Below are 15,718 nucleotides of genomic sequence, written 5' to 3' on the forward strand. Positions count from 1 at the left end.
CATCTCGGCTGGCGCTTCGGGCAGGTACGTTTTTGACCTATGACGGCAGTGCTCGTACTACCCGGCCTGCTGTGGGGCGCGCTGCGCGCCGCGGGCTGGCAGGTGGACGCACTCGCCCAGCTGATGGTTTTCACCCCTTACGCCGCGTTGTGGTCATTACTTCCGCTCGGGCTGGCCGTCTTCCAGCGGCACTGGCCGGCGACCGCACTGGCGGCCCTGGCGACCGTGTTGCTGGTGGCCTGCGTGCTCCCGCGCGCCCTGCCGGACCGCGACCGTGGCCTGCCGGACCGCGACCGCGGCCCGCGCACCGGCGTCGAGGTGCACGTCATGACGGCGAACATGCTCGCGGGTGGCGCCGATCCGGCGACGATAGTGCGGTTGGTGCGCGACCACGACGTCGTCGTGCTCGCGCTGCAGGAATTCACCCCGACGGGTCAGGCCGGGCTGACCGCGGCCGGCCTCGGCACCCTGCTGCCGTACGCCTCACTCGCACCCCCGCGGAGCGCGGACCCGCTCGACACCACCGGGTCGGCGCTGTACTCCCGCTATCCGATCGACGCGCCGGGCGTGCGGCTCAACGAGGGCGGGTTCCAGCAGGCGTACGGCATCGTCCAGATCCCCGGGGCCGGCCCGCTGCCGGCCGAGTCGGCGCACGCGCTGGCCCCGGTCACCCCGGCCACCGTCGGCGAATGGCGGGTGGACCTCGCGAACCAGCCGGTGCCCGACCCGGCCGGGCCGCCGCGCATCCTGCTCGGCGACTTCAACTCGACGCTCGACCATCCGCCGTTCCGGGCCCTGGCCGGCCGGGGCTACCGGGACGCCGCCGACGCCGTCGGCAGCGGCCTCAAACCCACCTGGGGCCCGTACGGCATCCGCCCGATCCGCCTGCTCACCATCGACCATGTGCTGGCCGACCGGCGGATCGGGGTGACCGCGGTGTCAGTTCACGATCTTCCGGGCAGCGACCACCGGGCGGTCCTGGCGACGCTGCAGATTCCGGGCTAGCACCTCGGCGGTCCGGTCCGACTGCCGGTTCCAGGAGAGCTCGTTCGCGACGAACGCGGCACCGGCCGCACCCAGCCGGCCGGCGAGTTCGTCGTCGGTCAGCACCGCCCGCAGCGCACCGGTCAGCGCGGGGATGTCACCGGCGTCCACCAGCAGCCCGCGCTCACCGGAGCCGACCACGGTCGGGATGGCGCCGACCCGGGTGGAGACGATCGGCCGGCCGGTCGCCATCGCCTCGACGATCACGGTCGGGTAGTTGTCGAAGTGCGTCGGCAGCGCCAGCACCCGGGCCCGCCGATAGGCCGCGGCCAGGTCGGCCCCCTTGAGGTGCCCGGCGAAGGTCACCCGCTCGGCGATGCCGAGCTCCGCGGCGAGCCGCCGGTGGTCACCCTCCGCCGATCCGGTTCCGACCACTTCGAGGTGTACGCCGTCGAGCCGCACGACGGCGCGCAGCAGGTCCGGCAGTCCCTTGTAGGCGGTCTGGTGCTCCAGCGACGCCGCGAAGACGATCCGTTGCTCGTCCGGCAGCGGGGCCGGCCGGAACAGCTCGAGGTCGGCCCCCGGCTCGATGGTGATGTGCCGCCCGTCGAACAGCTCCGGCAGCTCGTCGGCCACATGGTCGGACGCGCAGATGAGCTGCGCCGACCGGCGCGCGGTCGCGGCCAGCACGGTCTTCTCGTAGATCGCGCACACCATGTCGGGCAGGAACCGCCCGGTCCGCATCCGTCCGGCGTGGTAGGTCAGCACGAACGGCACGTCCCCGGCGGCCCGCCGGGCGGCGTCGGCGAACAGCGGCACCGGCCCGTGCGCGTTGATCACGTCGATCTGTTCGTCGCGGATGATCCGGCGCAGCGCCCGGGTCCAGCCGACCCCGACCGGGGTGTTGGAGATCCGCCCGGCGACCGGCAGCCGGTAGACCGGGATGTCGTCGGTGCTCTCCGCGTCGCTCGTCGTCGCCACCACGACCCGCCATCCGTGGCGTTTGCGCAGCATGCGGGCGAGATTCCAGACGTACTGCTGCACCCCGCCGAGACTCGGCGGATAGTACGGCGTAGCCAGCAGCACCGTCGTCATGCTGTGTCCTCCTTAGGCATGCCCTTCTGGCCCTCGCCTCCGAGGCCGTCGGTCGGTGCGGCTGGGTGCCGCTCGGTGCAGGCGGTCATGCGGATACCTCCTCGTAGTGATGTTCCAACGTGTCCAGAAAAAGGCCGATGTCGTACCGGCCGGCGCGGGCAGCAGATCCCGCACCGAGTTGAGCGAGCCGTTCCGCTTGTCCGATCAGGCCGCCGAGCGCGTCAGCGAGCGCAGCGACGTCACCCGGCGGCACGAGCACGCCGTTGTCGTTGCCGACCAGTTCGGGGAGCCCGCCGACCTGGGAGGCGACCAGCGCCCGGCCGGCCTGCAGTGCTTCGAGGGCCACGGTCGGGAAGTTCTCCGGCCACAGCGACGGCACCACCACGACCGCGGCCTCGGCGATCTCGCCGGCCACTTCGGCGGGGGTCAGCCAGCCGGTGAACCTGACCTGACCGGTGGCGACCAGGCCCGCGTGCGCCGCTTCGAGGGCGGCCCGATCGCCGCCGTCGCCGACGATGACCAGCCGGGCGTCGGGGTTGGCCCGCACCACCGTCCGGAACGCGCGCAGGAGCACGTCGACGCCCTTGACGCGTTCCAGCCGGCCGACGAACAGGATCCGGTCGAGCCGGCGGACCGGGGCCGCGGCCAGCACCCGCTCGATGCCGTTCGGCACGACGTAGGTGCGGGCGCTGCCGACGTCGGGCCGGACCGTCTCGGCGAAGAACCGGCTCGGGGTCAGGATCCGGTCGACGTGCTTGAGCCGGGCCCGGTAGGCGGGCCGCTGCACGAACCGCAGGTAGGCGTAGCGGGCCCGGTCGGCGGCGGACAGGCCCTCGGCCCGGGTGGCGGTGGGCAGGTTCCAGCGCAGCAGCTTGAGCGTCCAGTCCTCCGGCCCGTGCACGGTGAGGATCCGCGGGCGGCTCGCGGTGGCGGCGAGGACGGCCGGGCTGTAGAGGCCGATCGTGTGCAGGTGGATGCAGTCCGGGTCGAAGTCGTCGACGATCGTGCGCACCTGCCGGTAGGCCTCCCGGTGCCACAGCTTCTTGGAGAACCGGGCCGGGGCCGAGCCGGTGATGGCCGGCACCAGATGGTCGGCGAAGAGCTTCCGGCCGTCCGCCTGGTGGTCGGTGGCCACCACCTCGATCCGGTGGCCGCGATCGGTCAGGCCGTCGGCGATGAGGCGGACGCTCTTCTCGGCGCCTCCCGCCTCGTACGCCATGTCGTTGATTTGCAATATTTTCATGGTTTGACCGGCTTTCGGAGGGCGCCGGCGGCGACGAGGCCGGCGACGAGGTTGCCCGCTCCCCAGGCGATCGGGGCCCAGTCGAGGCCGTCCGGCACCTTCCAGAGGGCCACGGCGAGGATGACGACGACGAACACCACATCGGACAGCACCAGCGCCCGCATCTGGCAGGTCACCCGCAGCAGGAAGCTGGTCCAGGTGTGGAACGCGACGGCCAGGGCGGTCGCCGCGAAGATGATCAGCGTGCTGGTGCCGATCCGGGCGTAGTCGTCGCCGAAGAGCTGCAGGATCGGCCGGGCCAGGGCGATCACCACCAGCACCGCCGCCCCGGTGATCCCGAACATCAGGCCGCCCGACCGGGCGGCGAGGGTGCGCAGGTCCCGGCTCTCGTGCGAGCCCTCGGCGAAGAGCGACTCGCCGATCGCGTAGGACACCGCGCAGATCAGGTTGGAGATCTGCAGGGCCATGAAGTAGACGGCCGCGACGATCGGGCCGAGGTGGTGCAGCACGATGATCGGCAGGGCGATCTGCGGGATGATGTTCAGGCTGCCGGAGAGGTAGCTGGTCATCGAGTAGCGGACCATCCGGCGCAGCGACGCCCAGGCGATCTCCACCCGGACCGGGATCCGCAGCGACCGGCGGATCGCCCCGAGGCTGATCGCGGCGGCCAGCGTCGACGCGATGCCGCTGGCCGCGAAGATCCCGAACGCTCCGAACGCGACGGTGGCGATCGGCAGCGCCAGCTTGATCACGCTCATGAAGATGCCGTTGATCAGCAGGTTCGCCCCGGCCGCCCGGGCCGCCAGGAAGATCGAGTCGGTGAGCAGGTTGACCGCGGCGCCGCAGGCCAGCAGCACGAACAGGCCGAGGTGCGGCAGCGAGGACCGGACGAAGCCGAGGTCGGCGGCGAACCACGGGCCGACCACCGCGAACGTCAGCGACACCACCACCCCGCACACCAGCACCGAGCAGATCGCGGTGCTGGTGTCCTGGGCCCGGTGCGCGCTGGTCGGCAGGTAGCGGATCAGCGCGTTGCTGAAGCCGAAGAGGCTGAAGTAGGAGAGCAGGGCGACGCAGGACAGCAGCGACGACGCCTGCCCGACCTGGGCGGTCGGGTAGAAGCGGGCGACCACCAGCCAGAACAGGAAGCCGGAGCCGGCGCCGAGCGCGGTCGTGGCCATCAGGAAGAACGAGTTGCGGATCAGCGGATCGCGCCGCCACTCGGTGAGGTGCTCCTGCACGACGCTCATAGCGGGTACCGCCCGAGGAGCTGCTCGGCGTGCATCGCCCAGGAGAACCGTTTGATCGCGTACTGCCGCGACCACCGGCCCATCCGCTCCCGCAGGTGCGGGTCGCCGGCCAGCTCGGCGAGGGCGGTGCGCAGGGCGGCCACCTCGCGCGGCACCAGCCGGACGTGCCGGCGGCAGAGCTGGTAGGACTCGTAGCCGGGATCGTCGGTGGTCAGGATGGGCAGGCCGGAGGCCATCGCCTCCTGGACGGTCAGCGGGAACCCCTCGGAGGTCGACGGCAGGGCGAAGATGTCGCAGGCGCGGTAGGCGTCGGCCAGCTCGCCCGCGTTCAGCCGGCCGAGATGGTGGGTGCCCGGCCCCGACTCGGGCACGCCCTGGTGGCCGTCGCCGGCGAAGACGAGGTCGTAGGAGGGTCCGGCGGCCGCCAGCAACAGGTCGTACCCCTTCTTCGGCACCAGCCGCCCGGCGAACAGCACCAGCACCCGGTCGACCGGCAGGCCGAGCCGTTCGCGCAGGCTGCGGCGCTCGGCCGGCGAGGCGCACGGCGTGAACGCCCCGGTGTCCACCCCGTTGGGCAGGTGATGCACCCGCGTCGGGTGGGCGCCGTTGTCCTGGGCGAACGCGGCGACGGTGTCGTTCAGCACGAACACGGCGGCGGCCCGGCGCAGCAGGACCCGCCCGGCGCAGGCCAGCACCGCCCGCTGGACCACGCCGACCAGCCGGGCCGGATGGTCCACGAGGGCCACGTGCTGGGTCATCACGAACGGCGTCCGGGTCAGCATCGCGGCGGCGCCGCCCACCCACGACGTCACGTAGGCGGTGTCGTGCACATGCACCGCGTCGGCCCACCGGGCCCACCGCGCCGCGTGCACGAACAGGCCGGGGCCGGGCACCGGGAACGGGATGCCCAGCCGGCGCTCGAACCCGTTCCACGCCGCGATGCGCTGCACCCGGATCCGGTCGTCGAGAGGCACGAGCTCGCTGCGCTCGCCGGTGGTCAGCACGACCACCTCGGCGCCGGCCGCGGCCAGGTTGCGGGCCTGGTGCTCCACGACGTTCTCGATGCCGCCCAGATGCGGCGGAAAATAGTGGCTGACGAGCAGGACCCTCATCGGTAGACCTCCGCTCCGTCGTTGCTGTAGACCTTGTTCTTCATCGAATCCAGCAGGTCGATCGGATAGCGGTAGGTAACGAGGTCGCCGCGGTAGAAGACCGTCGCCTCGTCCTTGCGGACGGTCGTGTAGCCGAGGAACACGTAACTGTTGCTTCCGATGAGCGTTGGGTAGATGTCGTTGGTGGCCCGTTTTTTCAGCACCACCGGCAGCCGGTCGAAGTTGTACGAGTCGGTCTGCACGTCGTCGCCGGGCGGCCGCTGCCGGAGCCAGTCGATGCCGCTGCGCTCCTCCGGGTGCACGTAGTAGATGTCGTAGTACTGACCGGAGTTGGCCAGGTGCAGCTGCGGCGGATAGCCGCCGAGCACTTTCGGGACGACCCCGACCAGATCCAGGAAGAGCAGCGCGCACAGGCCGAATCCGAGGACCGCGGCGCGCCGGCCGGCCCAGCGGAATATCCAGATCGAGGCGGCCGCGATGAACGGCGTGAAGAAGAACAGCCCCTGCTGGAAGGCGCGCAGCACGCCGTAGTCGACACTCAGCTCGGGCAGCACGGTGAGGACGCCGAGCACGCCCATCGCGCCGACGCCCAGGGTGAGCTGGTCGGCGGTGGCGCGAAAGATCCGGCGCCGGCCGACCACCGTCAGGACCAGGCCGATCAGCAGCAGGAGCTGCAGCAGCCGGGCCGCCGACTGGCGCACCACGGTGTTCGCGGTGCTCACGTTCACCCCGGCGTGCCCCAGGAGCCGGCCGACGAAGGTCAGCGGCATGTCGGCCTGCTCGACCGCGCCGGTCGGATGCTTGCGGATCACCTTGAGCGGCAGGAAGTCGCCGTCCTTGCGGGCCTGGCTGGTGGAGCGGGTGGTGTCCGCGGTGTAGTCGTCCAGCCGCTGCTCGGCGCTGATCTTCTCGCCGCCGAACAGGCTGTACGCGGTGTCCGACGACCCGGTCGCCGACCGCTTGCCGAGCAACTCCTGCACCACCGCCCGGGTGGTGACCTGCGCCTGCAGGCTGGTGTGCGTGGCCGGGCCGGTCCAGAGCAGCGCGGTCACCGCCGTGATGGCGAACATCCACCAGGTCAGGAACGCCGGCCGGCCGCGGAACCGGCCGGCCAGCCGGACTGCTTTCCCGGCCAGGTAGGCGATGCCGAGGGTGGCGAGCACGACGTACGTCGTCGAGTAGTGCGACAGGACGATGCCGGTCAGCAGCACGGTGACCGCGATCCGCCGGGCCCGCAGCGGCCGGCCTGAGTCGGTGAGCACCACCATGGCGCAGGCCAGCAGCAGGAAGGCGATCTCCTGCCGGGTCAGGAAGGCCATGTCGGTGAAGAACGTCGGGAACGCCACGAAGTAGAAGGCGGACAGCAGCGCGACCGACTGCGGGGCGGTGTTGCGGACCGCCCGGTAGAGCGCGGCCGGCGCCACCGCGAAGAGCACCGGAAGAAGAACCTTGAAGACGTACGTGCCGGGGATGCCGGTCAGCTCGGCGAACGACACCGGCAGCAGGTTGACGCTCAGGCACGCGTTGTAGGGGTTCCGGAAGGCCGCGATGCTCCACCGGCCGGTCTCCTGGGCGAGCTGGAAGACGCCGTACTCGAGCTGGATGTCGTGCCCGCTGATGAACCAGCCGCGCAGCGACGTCAGCAGCAGCAGGGACAGCGCGACGAAGAAGATGCCGAGCGCGGTGACCGCGGCCGGATGCCGTCGCCGGCCCAGGAAGAGCTGTGTCATCAGCCCCGCCACGGCCAGCAGCGCCAGCACCGCGACCGTGCCGCCGAAGCCGTTGTTGAGCCGGGTCGGGCCGGCCACCGACAGGGTCACCGCGAGCAGCCCGGTGCCGGCCACCGCGAACAGGCCGGGGGCGGACCGCAGCGGCACGCTCTCGGCCGACTCGCCGGCCGGGATGATCGCCGCCATCGCGACGATGACCAGCACCGAGCCGATGACCAGCGGAACCGCGCGCAGCGGCGCCGCGACGCCGACCCAGGGCAGCACGGTGTTGACGCCCAGCGCGACCAGGATGTCGGTGAGCACGGTCAGCCCGGTCGCGACCAGGAACCGTCCGTCGCGGGTGGACACGAACGGGCGGGCCGCCGCGAACCACAGGATGACCGGCGCGCCCAGCAGCAGCCACAGGCCGGTGAGGGCGGCGACGGCGTGCCAGTCGCCGAACGCCAGGTTCAGCACGACCGCCACGAACGTCGCGAGGAGCAGCGAGGACCGGTCGACCAGGTTGTCGACCAGGACGTCGGGGGCGAAGCTGATTCCCTGCCGGCGCCGGCCGCGCCCGCGAAGGGTGTCGACGATGAACGTTTCGAGCAGCGCCTGACTCACGTCAGAACTTCGGAGTAGAGGTCGTCGAGCCGCTGGACCACCACGTCCCACGAGTAGTTGCGGGCCGCGGTCGCACTCTGCCGGCCGAGACGCTCATACCATCCGGGATCCGCCGCGACCTCGTCGATGGCGACCGAGAACGCGGCCGGGGTGGGCTCGGCGAGCGCCGCGACGCCGGTCAGCAACTCGATGTTGCCCGGCACCGCGGTGGCCACGATCGGCAGCCCGGCCGCCATCGCCTCCAGCGCGACCAGCGGCATGCCCTCCCGGTCGGACGGCAGCACCAGCGCATCGGCCTCGGCGTAGCTGCGCCGCAGCTCGGCCCCGAGCCGGGAGCCGGCGAAGGTCACCCCGGTCAGGTGCAGCGCGCGCGCCCGCTCCTCGAGCATCGCCCGCTCCTCGCCGTCGCCGACCACGGTCAGCCGGACCGGCCGGGCACACAGCGCCAGTGCGTCGAGCAGCCGGGTGACGTTCTTCTGCGGGCTCAGCCGCCCGACGAACAGCAGGTGCAGCGGCCGGCCGGCCGGGGGAGCGGGCCGCGGCGCCATGAAGTGCTCGGCCCCGACCCCGTTCGGAAGAACAAAAAGGCGTTCCCGGGGTACGCCGTAGGAGGCGTGCACGAAGTCGGCCTGACTGTCGGTCAGCACCAGCACCCCGGTGGCCGCCCGCAGGACCCGTCCGAAGACATGCTTCTTGTAGAGCGGCAGCAGCCGGCCGAGCGGACCGGAACTGTCCACGTCCAGGTGGAAGTGGACCAGGAACCGCTGGCGGCGCAGCCGGGCCACGATCGCGACCAGCTCGGGCAGCAGGGCGTGCGCGCTGTGCAGATGGAGGATCGCCGACCGGGGCGTGCGGCACAGCGAGAACAGCAGACCGGGCGCGATCGGGGTGTGCGCGACCTCGATCGACCGGTGACGTTTCACCCGTACACCCGGGAAGGAAGCGCGACGCGGCGCCGAGCCGGCGCCGATCGTCGTGGTCAGCACCGTGACGTCATGCTTGTGGCCGAGCCCCTTGGCGAGGCTTTCGACGACGCGTTCCATGCCGCCGAGATGCGGTGGGTAGTACGGCGTGATCTGGGTGATCGTGGCCATCACACACCCGCCCCGGCGAGCTCGCCGTTGGTGACGTAGCGGACCCCGGGCCGGTTGCCGATGTAGTCCAGCACTCGCTCGAGCCGCTCCCAGTCGCCGCGCGCGTCGACCTCCCAGCTGTGCCCCCAGAGGTGGAAGACCCCGCCCTGCTCGAGGAACGTGTCGAACCAGGCCTTGGCCAGGTCGTCCCAGTGCCGGAACAGCCGGCTGGTGGCCCGCGGCCGGAACCGGGCCATCCGCAGCGCCACCAGGCCGTCGACCCGATGGGCGTACGCGTTGACCGTGGTCCCCGACTCGAACGGCTTCCCCGGATTCAGGGTGTGCCGCCGGACGGTCCGGGCCAGCGCGAACCCGCAGTCCCGGACCATCGCGGTGTGCCGCTCGTCGTACTCGCCGCGCGGGTAGCAGAAGCTCTCGATCGCATCGCCGATCATGTCCTCGAGCTCGATCTTCCCGGCCCGGATGTCCTCCCGGGCGGCCCGGTCGGCGATCAGCGGCAGGCGGGGGTGGGTCAGGGTGTGGCCGCCGATCTCGTGGCGGGTGGCCAGCTCCCGGATGCCGGCGGCGGGTAGCCGGTCGGCCGGGTCGAACTCGATGTTGCGGGGGGCGATGTAGAACGTGCCCGGCACGCGGTACCGGTCGAGCAGTTCGGCGAGCCGGGGGTCGAGGCGGTGGCCGTCGTCCCAGCTGGTGGTGACGATCAGTTCGGCCGGTGAAGTCATGGGGTGTCCTTGACGTCCTTGACGTAGAGCCGGTAATGAAGCGACTGGGGGTGATCGGCGAGGGTGACCGTGATGAGGAGTCCGGTCGCCGCCGCGGGGGGCGCGAATTCGAACGTGGTGCCGGCGACCTCGTCCGGCCGGGCGCGCACGGCGGTGCTCGCGGTGACCGGTTCGGCCGTGCCGGGCACCGCCGCGACGGCGATCTTCACGGCGTAGGTGTACGGCGCCGCGCCGTGATGCACGAGGGACACCGGCACCTGGATGACGGCGTTGGTCACCGTCGGCGACCGCGGAAAATACAACTCGGTGTACTCGGTGGGCAGCCGGGTGAACGAGCGGCGCAGTTCGAGCCGGACGCCCGGCAGGAGGGCGAGCACCGCCATGACCGGCAGCACCGCCAGCATCAGCCGGCGGCGGAGCGTCACGCCGTGGTCAGGCTCTCGCTGCGGGCCGCGTCAGCGGGGGCCGGATCGGTCGGCTGCGGCAGGACCGGCAGCATCGGCACCGGGACGATCTTGCGGAACCGGTGCTGGAACAGCTGACGGAGATTACCGAGCCCGTCCGGCAGCGCGTTGAGCTTGACCTCGCCACCGCGCGGCCGGTATTCGATCGGCACCTCGGAGAAACGGAAGCCGGCCGTGGTGGCGGCATTCTTGATCTCCTGCGAGAACGCCATTCCGCCCGACTCCACGCGCAGTCGCTCCCATACGTAACGCCGGAAGATCCACATTCCGGACTGCGAGTCCTTGACGTTGTTGCGGAACAGCGACCGGCTGATCCCGCTCAGCAGATGGTTGGCGAGCGTGTGCGAGATCTTCATCGCGTGCCGGTTGGCCCGCAGCAGCCGATTGGTGGTCAGGAATTCCACCTCGTGCTGGTCGAACGCGTGGAGCAGCCCCGGCAGCGCGTCGAACGGGTAGGTGCAGTCCGCGTCGCCGGTCGCGATCACGTCGCCGCGGGCGGCGGTGAGCCCGGCGTGGTAAGCGTTGCCGTAGCCCTTCGTCGGCTGGAAGACCACTCGCGCGCCGAGGTGCCGGGCCAGATCGCCGGTGCCGTCGGTCGAGTTGTTGTCGACCACCACGATCTCGGTCTTCCAGCCGCCCCGGTGAAGCTCGGAAATCGGAATCGTCGCCATCAACGGCCGCAGGTTCTCGGCTTCATTGAAGGCGGGGATGACGATCGAGAGGGTCTTCATCAAGGCCTTTCCCTTTGTTTTCATACAACTGACTTCACTGACGGACAACGTGTGCGGACAGCCCAATTGATCGAACAATTCGTGGCTGGCTCCCCGTTCGGCACAAAAGCTACCGGCGCGCACAGCCGACGCATAGTCCCTCGGTCGGGATAGGACCGACAGTTGTTACCGCCCGACCGGTGCGGTGCGCAATACCGCGCGATTGTATTAGCCCGTCAGGGTGAACTTCAGAAAAAATGCGAGAAAGAATCGCCGAGCTTTCGCCTATTTCATGAGGATCGTTCGCCCGGCATGCTCCCGTAGTACCGTGGCCCGAGGGGCCCGCCCAGCCGGTCTGTCCCTGTGAGGCGATCGGGCCACTCTGGGTAACCGCCTCGCGGTAAATGCCTCCGCTTACCCGGCAGAACAAAAAACGGCCCCCCGGCGATACGGGCATGCCCATACCTCAACCGAGTGGCCGTTCTAGTCCAGCCTGGTGACCCAGGTCGCTCGTCAGCTCCGCGCGAAGTCCCACACCGCCGGCAGCAGCAGCTCCGGCGACTCGATCTGGGGCAGGTGGCCGGTGCCGGGCAGGACCAGGAACTCGGCGCCCGGGATGGACTCGGCGAAGGCACGGCCGTAGTGCACGTCGGCGATCCGGTCGGCCTCGCCCCACACGATCAGGGTCGGGTGGGTGATCTCGGCCAGGCGCGGCCGGAGGGACGGGTCGATCATGGACGGTTCACCGGCGTACACCTCAAGGGTTTTGCGGTTGCCCGCCATGATCTCCGGCCGGATGGTGGCCGGGTTGATCGCGAAGCGGGCCGGGTTGGCGTAGCTCAGCTCGGCGACCTGCGGAAACGTCAGGTTGAAGAAGTCGGCGACCGGGTGGCCGGGCACCTCGATGCCGACCGCGTCGACGATGACCACGGCGGACACCCGGCGCGGATGCAGCAGCGCGAGCTCGGCGGTGATCCAGCCGCCGATCGAGTTGCCCACCACGGTGACGTCGTCGAGATCGAGTTCGTCGAGCAGGTCGGCATACAGCGCCGCCAGCTCCCGGACGGTGGGCTTGTCCAGGGGCGTGCCGTCGAAGCCGGGGTGGGTCGGCGTGATCGCCCGGGCCGGGTGCGACGCGGCCAGCAGGTCGGCGAAGGCGGTGACCGAGGCCGGGCCGGCGCCGCCGTGCAGGAGCAGGAAGGGGCGGCCGTTGCCGCGTTCGGTGAAGAGCATGCTCGTACGCTATATCAACATGTTGATATCAACAAGCTGATATAGGATCGGGGCATGACTCGGCCCATCACGCAGATCGGACTCGCCGTCAAGCGGCTGCAGCATCGCCATCACCGGGCGAGCGACGCCGCGCTCGCCGGCTTCGGCATCTCGCTGGTGCAGTGGGATGCGTTGCGGCACATCGCGGAGAACCCGGGCGCGTCGCTGCACGACCTGGCGCAGCTGACCTTCCAGAGCGACCAGGGGTTCGGCACGCTGGCCAACCGCATGGTCGAGCGGGGTTTCATCGAGCGCATCGCCGGCCCCGGGCGCGCCGTGCGGCACCAGCTCACCGAGCGCGGCGAGCAACTGCGGGCGGAGGGGCAGAAGGTGCTCGAAACGGTGGTGGCCGAGTCGTTCGCGCCGCTGAGTGCGGCAGAGCTGGCGACGTTCGACGCTCTGTTGCAGAAGCTGATCTGACACAGAGGGGGTGGGCGACGACGGAGCTGGTGGGTCTCGCGTCGCCGCCCGGCTCAATTACTTACTTACTAGGGGCGGGCACGTCACACTTGATCTTCGGGTTGACGCCGAGCCAATTGAGCGGACCGGCCACGATGGTCACCATCACCGTGCCGGCCTCGGCGCAGCTGGTGGCACCGTCGTCCTTGAAGTAGCCACGTTCGTAGGCGGCGACACCGCCCAGGAGCAGCCAGATGATCAGAATTACGGCGCCGATCGAACCTGTGCGCATCGGGGGTCTCCTCGGTAATGGGGATGCCCCGGGATACCCCACCCGCTTCGATCTTTAAACGAACACCGCGGATAGTACGAGGCCGTGGGGCTCCCAACCGCACTCGCGCGAACCCGCCGCGGCGGCGGCCCGAGTGCAACACCGGGCCGTCGCGGGCTTCCGGCTGAAGCTGAGGGTTTGTCCTGCCGATCACGTGGGAGCGAGGGGACAAACCCTAGTCGGTGCGAATCGCCTGCAACGTGTAGGTGTGCGGCAGGCGGTCCGGGCGGTCGGTGAGCTGCCACTCGCCGTTGGGGAGCTTGTGCATCCGGCCCGGCATCGCCTCCCACGGCACCGACTGGTGCTCGACCAGCCCGGTCAGCGTCAGTCCGGCGTCGAGCAGCGCGGTGACGACCTCGCCGAGCCCGTGGTTCCAGGAGTGGGTCGTGTTGTGGGTGAACGCCACATCCGTCTCCACATAGGTGCCCGGCTCGGTGAAGACCGTGGGTTCGTTCCGCTCGAAATACGGATAATTCACGATAAGGTCCGACCCGGGCACCTCTTCGTCGATAGCCCACAGCATCGGATGCCCCTCGCGGATGAACAGCCGCCCACCCGGCCGCAGCAACTCGGCCACCACCCGGGCCCAGCGCGCGACGTCGGGCAGCCAGCACAGCGCCCCGATCCCGGTGTAGACGAAGTCGTAGCCCGTGCCGGCCACCGCGACCGCCTCGTAGACGTCCGACTCGAGGAACCGCACGTCGGCCCCCGCCAGCTCCGCCACCCGGCGGGCCTCCGCCAGCGACTTTCCGGAAAAATCCAGCCCGGTCATCGTCGCGCCCAGCCGGGTCAGCGACACGGTGTCGGTGCCGATGTGACATTGCAGGTGGATCCCGCGCTGATGGGTTAGGGACCCCAGCAGCGGAAGATCGAACGTGACCGTCTCACTGAGAAACGACGGGTCGTCCGCGAACCGGGACACGGCATAACTAGGGGAAGCGGCGTGCGCGGGCGCGCGGTCATCCCAGTTGGCCCGATTGACGTCAAGATAGTCGCTCACGAGGGCACCATAGACGCCACCAGGCCGAGTCCGCCGTACAGTTTCCGGCGGGGCAACGACAGCAACAGGGACGGGGTGCGGTTTGGAAAGCAGGCGAACGACGGTGCGGGATGTGCGCCGTGCCAACCGGTCCAGCCTGCTGACCGACCTCTTCCACGGCGGGCTCCAGTCGAGGCAGCAGTTGGCCGGCACCACGGCGCTGAGCCAGGCGAGTGTCAGCAACCTGATCGGCGAGATGCTCGAGGAGGGCCTGGTCGAGGAGGCCGGCCTGGTCGGCTCGGACGGCGGCCGCCCGAGGGTGCTGCTGCGGGTCCGCCCCGGCTTCCGCTACCTGGTCGGCGCGGACGTGGCCGAGACCAAGATCCTGGTGGAGCTGTACGACCTGGCGATGACCCGCCTGGCCGCCGCCGAGTTCGACCACGACGACAACCCCGCGCAGGTGGCGGCTCTGCTGATCGAGGGCCTGAACGCGGTGATCACCGAGGCCGAGATCGAGCCGTCCCAGGTGCTGGGCTTCGGCGTGGGCGTCCCCGGCGTGGTCGACCAGGACGGCGTGGTCGACGCCCAGTCAACGGGCTGGGAGGCGGTCCCGCTGGGCACGATGCTGCGCGCGGCGACCGACGTCCCGATCTTCGTGGAAAACGGCGCCAAGACGTTCGGTCAGGCCGAGATGTGGTTCGGCGCCGGCCGGGGAGCCCGCCACGCGGTGATCATCATGATCGGCACCGGCGTGGGCGCCGCGGTGGTGATGGACGGCCGAGGTTATCGGGGCGCGAACAGCAACGCCGGCGAGTGGGGCCACACGACGCTGGTCTACGACGGCAAGCTGTGCCGCTGCGGAGCAAAAGGTTGCCTGGAGGCCTACGTAGGCGCCGAAGGCATAACCCAGCGCCTCTCCGAGGCAACCGGCGAGCCCCAGAACGAGACGTTGCTGGCCCGAGCGCTGACCGCCGACCCGATAGCCCCCGAGGCGGTAACGGTCTTCACCGAGACGGCGGGTTACTTGGGCGCCGGCATAGCCGACCTGATCAACCTGTTCAGCCCCGAACGCATAGTCATCGGCGGCATAGCGGGTTCCATCTTCGGAGAGCGCTTTCTCCCGGAGATCCGAGACGCCGCCGCCCGCCATGCCTTACGACGCCCCTATTCCCAGACAAGCATCGACCTGTGCTCCTTGGGCATCGACGCGGTAGCGATGGGCGCCGCCACCCTGCCGGTAGCCCAGCTCCTGGCCGACGGCGGTCTCCCCGAGGTCGAAGAGCCGATGATGGCCATGCCCCCACGGCCACGCCGCCCCCAGGACCGCACCCGCCGCTGACTACTCGGAGATGCTCCGGCGCCGTATCGCGACGTCGTCGAGAATCACTTGGGCCGCCCTGTCTTCACCCAGGTGATTGAGATCGGCGGCCAGGCTACTGGCTGACTCGAGGGTGGCATGGTGGTTCTCGCCGAGGATGCGCCGGCGCCGGTCGAGGGTGTCTTCGTCGGTTCGGCGGGCACCCTCGTAGTCCCCCAACTGTCGGAGGATGAACGCGAGGTGGTTGGCCGAGCTGAGCGTGTCGGGGTGGTCGTCGCCGAGGACGCGTCGGCGGCGGTTCAGGGTGTCCTTGGCGAGTCGGTGGGCTTGTTCACGGTCACCCGACACGAAGAGACTGATGGCGAGGCCGTCGGCTGAGCTGAGGGTCTCGGGGTGGTCGTCGCCGAGGCCC

16 protein-coding genes are annotated in these 15,718 nt (G+C 70.3%); 3 read left to right on the top strand and 13 right to left on the bottom strand.

The annotated features are described in order from the left end of the window. Positions 1 to 39 precede the first annotated feature (39 nt). Positions 40 to 1,005, top strand: coding sequence for an endonuclease/exonuclease/phosphatase family protein (locus tag Adu01nite_RS39610; RefSeq protein ID WP_203734482.1), 966 nt, complete (start codon positions 40 to 42; stop codon positions 1,003 to 1,005). Here Adu01nite_RS39610 and Adu01nite_RS39615 read toward each other — a convergent pair. The 10 genes from Adu01nite_RS39615 to Adu01nite_RS39660 form a co-directional block, all read right to left on the bottom strand. After that, positions 940 to 2,079, bottom strand: coding sequence for a glycosyltransferase family 4 protein (locus Adu01nite_RS39615; protein WP_203734483.1), 1,140 nt, complete (start codon positions 2,077 to 2,079; stop codon positions 940 to 942). The genes Adu01nite_RS39610 and Adu01nite_RS39615 overlap by 66 nt on opposite strands. 85 nt (positions 2,080 to 2,164) lie before the next feature. Next, positions 2,165 to 3,322, bottom strand: a complete 1,158-nt coding sequence (locus Adu01nite_RS39620; RefSeq protein WP_203734484.1) for a glycosyltransferase family 4 protein — start codon at positions 3,320 to 3,322, stop codon at positions 2,165 to 2,167. Continuing rightward, positions 3,319 to 4,572: an MATE family efflux transporter gene (locus Adu01nite_RS39625; RefSeq protein ID WP_203734485.1), complete on the bottom strand. Its 1,254-nt coding sequence runs from the start codon at positions 4,570 to 4,572 to the stop codon at positions 3,319 to 3,321. The genes Adu01nite_RS39620 and Adu01nite_RS39625 overlap by 4 nt, the downstream gene beginning before the upstream one ends. Continuing rightward, positions 4,569 to 5,684, bottom strand: a complete 1,116-nt coding sequence (locus Adu01nite_RS39630) for a glycosyltransferase family 4 protein (protein ID WP_203734486.1) — start codon at positions 5,682 to 5,684, stop codon at positions 4,569 to 4,571. Before Adu01nite_RS39630 ends, Adu01nite_RS39625 begins: the two co-directional genes overlap by 4 nt. Then, positions 5,681 to 8,017 (bottom strand): DUF2206 domain-containing protein, encoded by a 2,337-nt coding sequence (locus Adu01nite_RS39635; protein WP_203734487.1) that lies wholly within the window; start codon positions 8,015 to 8,017, stop codon positions 5,681 to 5,683. Before Adu01nite_RS39635 ends, Adu01nite_RS39630 begins: the two co-directional genes overlap by 4 nt. Continuing rightward, positions 8,014 to 9,111 carry a glycosyltransferase family 4 protein gene (locus tag Adu01nite_RS39640; protein WP_203734488.1) on the bottom strand — a complete coding sequence of 366 codons (1,098 nt, stop codon included), beginning with the start codon at positions 9,109 to 9,111 and terminating at the stop codon, positions 8,014 to 8,016. Before Adu01nite_RS39640 ends, Adu01nite_RS39635 begins: the two co-directional genes overlap by 4 nt. After that, a complete protein-coding gene (locus Adu01nite_RS39645) occupies positions 9,111 to 9,833 on the bottom strand; it encodes a polysaccharide deacetylase family protein (protein WP_203734489.1) in 723 nt (240 codons plus the stop codon). Before Adu01nite_RS39645 ends, Adu01nite_RS39640 begins: the two co-directional genes overlap by 1 nt. Continuing rightward, on the bottom strand, positions 9,830 to 10,258 hold the full coding sequence (locus Adu01nite_RS39650; protein ID WP_203734490.1) for a hypothetical protein: 429 nt from the start codon (positions 10,256 to 10,258) through the stop codon (positions 9,830 to 9,832). Before Adu01nite_RS39650 ends, Adu01nite_RS39645 begins: the two co-directional genes overlap by 4 nt. Further along, positions 10,255 to 11,028, bottom strand: a complete 774-nt coding sequence (locus tag Adu01nite_RS39655) for a glycosyltransferase family 2 protein (RefSeq protein WP_239133054.1) — start codon at positions 11,026 to 11,028, stop codon at positions 10,255 to 10,257. Before Adu01nite_RS39655 ends, Adu01nite_RS39650 begins: the two co-directional genes overlap by 4 nt. A 492-nt stretch (positions 11,029 to 11,520) precedes the next feature. Beyond that, positions 11,521 to 12,240: an alpha/beta fold hydrolase gene (locus Adu01nite_RS39660; protein ID WP_203734491.1), complete on the bottom strand. Its 720-nt coding sequence runs from the start codon at positions 12,238 to 12,240 to the stop codon at positions 11,521 to 11,523. A 54-nt stretch (positions 12,241 to 12,294) separates the two neighbouring features. Here Adu01nite_RS39660 and Adu01nite_RS39665 point away from each other — a divergent pair, with 54 nt between their 5' ends. Beyond that, positions 12,295 to 12,699 carry a MarR family winged helix-turn-helix transcriptional regulator gene (locus Adu01nite_RS39665; protein WP_203734492.1) on the top strand — a complete coding sequence of 135 codons (405 nt, stop codon included), beginning with the start codon at positions 12,295 to 12,297 and terminating at the stop codon, positions 12,697 to 12,699. Positions 12,700 to 12,760: 61 nt separating this feature from the next. Here Adu01nite_RS39665 and Adu01nite_RS39670 read toward each other — a convergent pair whose 3' ends face one another. Together Adu01nite_RS39670 and Adu01nite_RS39675 are read right to left on the bottom strand one after the other, a co-directional pair. Further along, positions 12,761 to 12,970 (bottom strand): hypothetical protein, encoded by a 210-nt coding sequence (locus Adu01nite_RS39670; RefSeq protein WP_203734493.1) that lies wholly within the window; start codon positions 12,968 to 12,970, stop codon positions 12,761 to 12,763. Between the two features lie 214 nt (positions 12,971 to 13,184). Then, positions 13,185 to 14,009: a class I SAM-dependent methyltransferase gene (locus Adu01nite_RS39675; protein WP_203734494.1), complete on the bottom strand. Its 825-nt coding sequence runs from the start codon at positions 14,007 to 14,009 to the stop codon at positions 13,185 to 13,187. A gap of 112 nt (positions 14,010 to 14,121) precedes the next feature. Between Adu01nite_RS39675 and Adu01nite_RS39680 the strand changes: the two genes are divergently transcribed. Further along, positions 14,122 to 15,327 carry an ROK family protein gene (locus Adu01nite_RS39680; RefSeq protein ID WP_239133055.1) on the top strand — a complete coding sequence of 402 codons (1,206 nt, stop codon included), beginning with the start codon at positions 14,122 to 14,124 and terminating at the stop codon, positions 15,325 to 15,327. On the opposite strand, the gene Adu01nite_RS39685 is transcribed toward Adu01nite_RS39680, so the two are convergent. After that, positions 15,328 to 15,718 (bottom strand): tetratricopeptide repeat protein (locus Adu01nite_RS39685; RefSeq protein ID WP_203734496.1); only part of this gene is annotated, 391 nt, incomplete at its 5' end.

This window comes from Paractinoplanes durhamensis (assembly GCF_016862175.1).
Classification (GTDB): Bacteria; Actinomycetota; Actinomycetes; order Mycobacteriales; family Micromonosporaceae; genus Actinoplanes; species Actinoplanes durhamensis.

Excerpts from the sequence above, each read along its gene's own strand:
- Adu01nite_RS39615 (WP_203734483.1), bottom strand. The coding sequence starts at position 2,079 with ATGACGACGGTGCTGCTGGCTACGCCGTACTATCCGCCGAGTCTCGGC.
- Adu01nite_RS39620 (WP_203734484.1), bottom strand. The coding sequence starts at position 3,322 with ATGAAAATATTGCAAATCAACGACATGGCGTACGAGGCGGGAGGCGCC.
- Adu01nite_RS39655 (WP_239133054.1), bottom strand. The coding sequence starts at position 11,028 with ATGAAGACCCTCTCGATCGTCATCCCCGCCTTCAATGAAGCCGAGAAC.
- Adu01nite_RS39610 (WP_203734482.1), top strand. The coding sequence starts at position 40 with ATGACGGCAGTGCTCGTACTACCCGGCCTGCTGTGGGGCGCGCTGCGC.
- Adu01nite_RS39665 (WP_203734492.1), top strand. The coding sequence starts at position 12,295 with ATGACTCGGCCCATCACGCAGATCGGACTCGCCGTCAAGCGGCTGCAG.
- Adu01nite_RS39640 (WP_203734488.1), bottom strand. The coding sequence starts at position 9,111 with ATGGCCACGATCACCCAGATCACGCCGTACTACCCACCGCATCTCGGC.
- Adu01nite_RS39630 (WP_203734486.1), bottom strand. The coding sequence starts at position 5,684 with ATGAGGGTCCTGCTCGTCAGCCACTATTTTCCGCCGCATCTGGGCGGC.
- Adu01nite_RS39645 (WP_203734489.1), bottom strand. The coding sequence starts at position 9,833 with ATGACTTCACCGGCCGAACTGATCGTCACCACCAGCTGGGACGACGGC.
- Adu01nite_RS39625 (WP_203734485.1), bottom strand. The coding sequence starts at position 4,572 with ATGAGCGTCGTGCAGGAGCACCTCACCGAGTGGCGGCGCGATCCGCTG.
- Adu01nite_RS39670 (WP_203734493.1), bottom strand. The coding sequence starts at position 12,970 with ATGCGCACAGGTTCGATCGGCGCCGTAATTCTGATCATCTGGCTGCTC.
- Adu01nite_RS39660 (WP_203734491.1), bottom strand. The coding sequence starts at position 12,240 with ATGCTCTTCACCGAACGCGGCAACGGCCGCCCCTTCCTGCTCCTGCAC.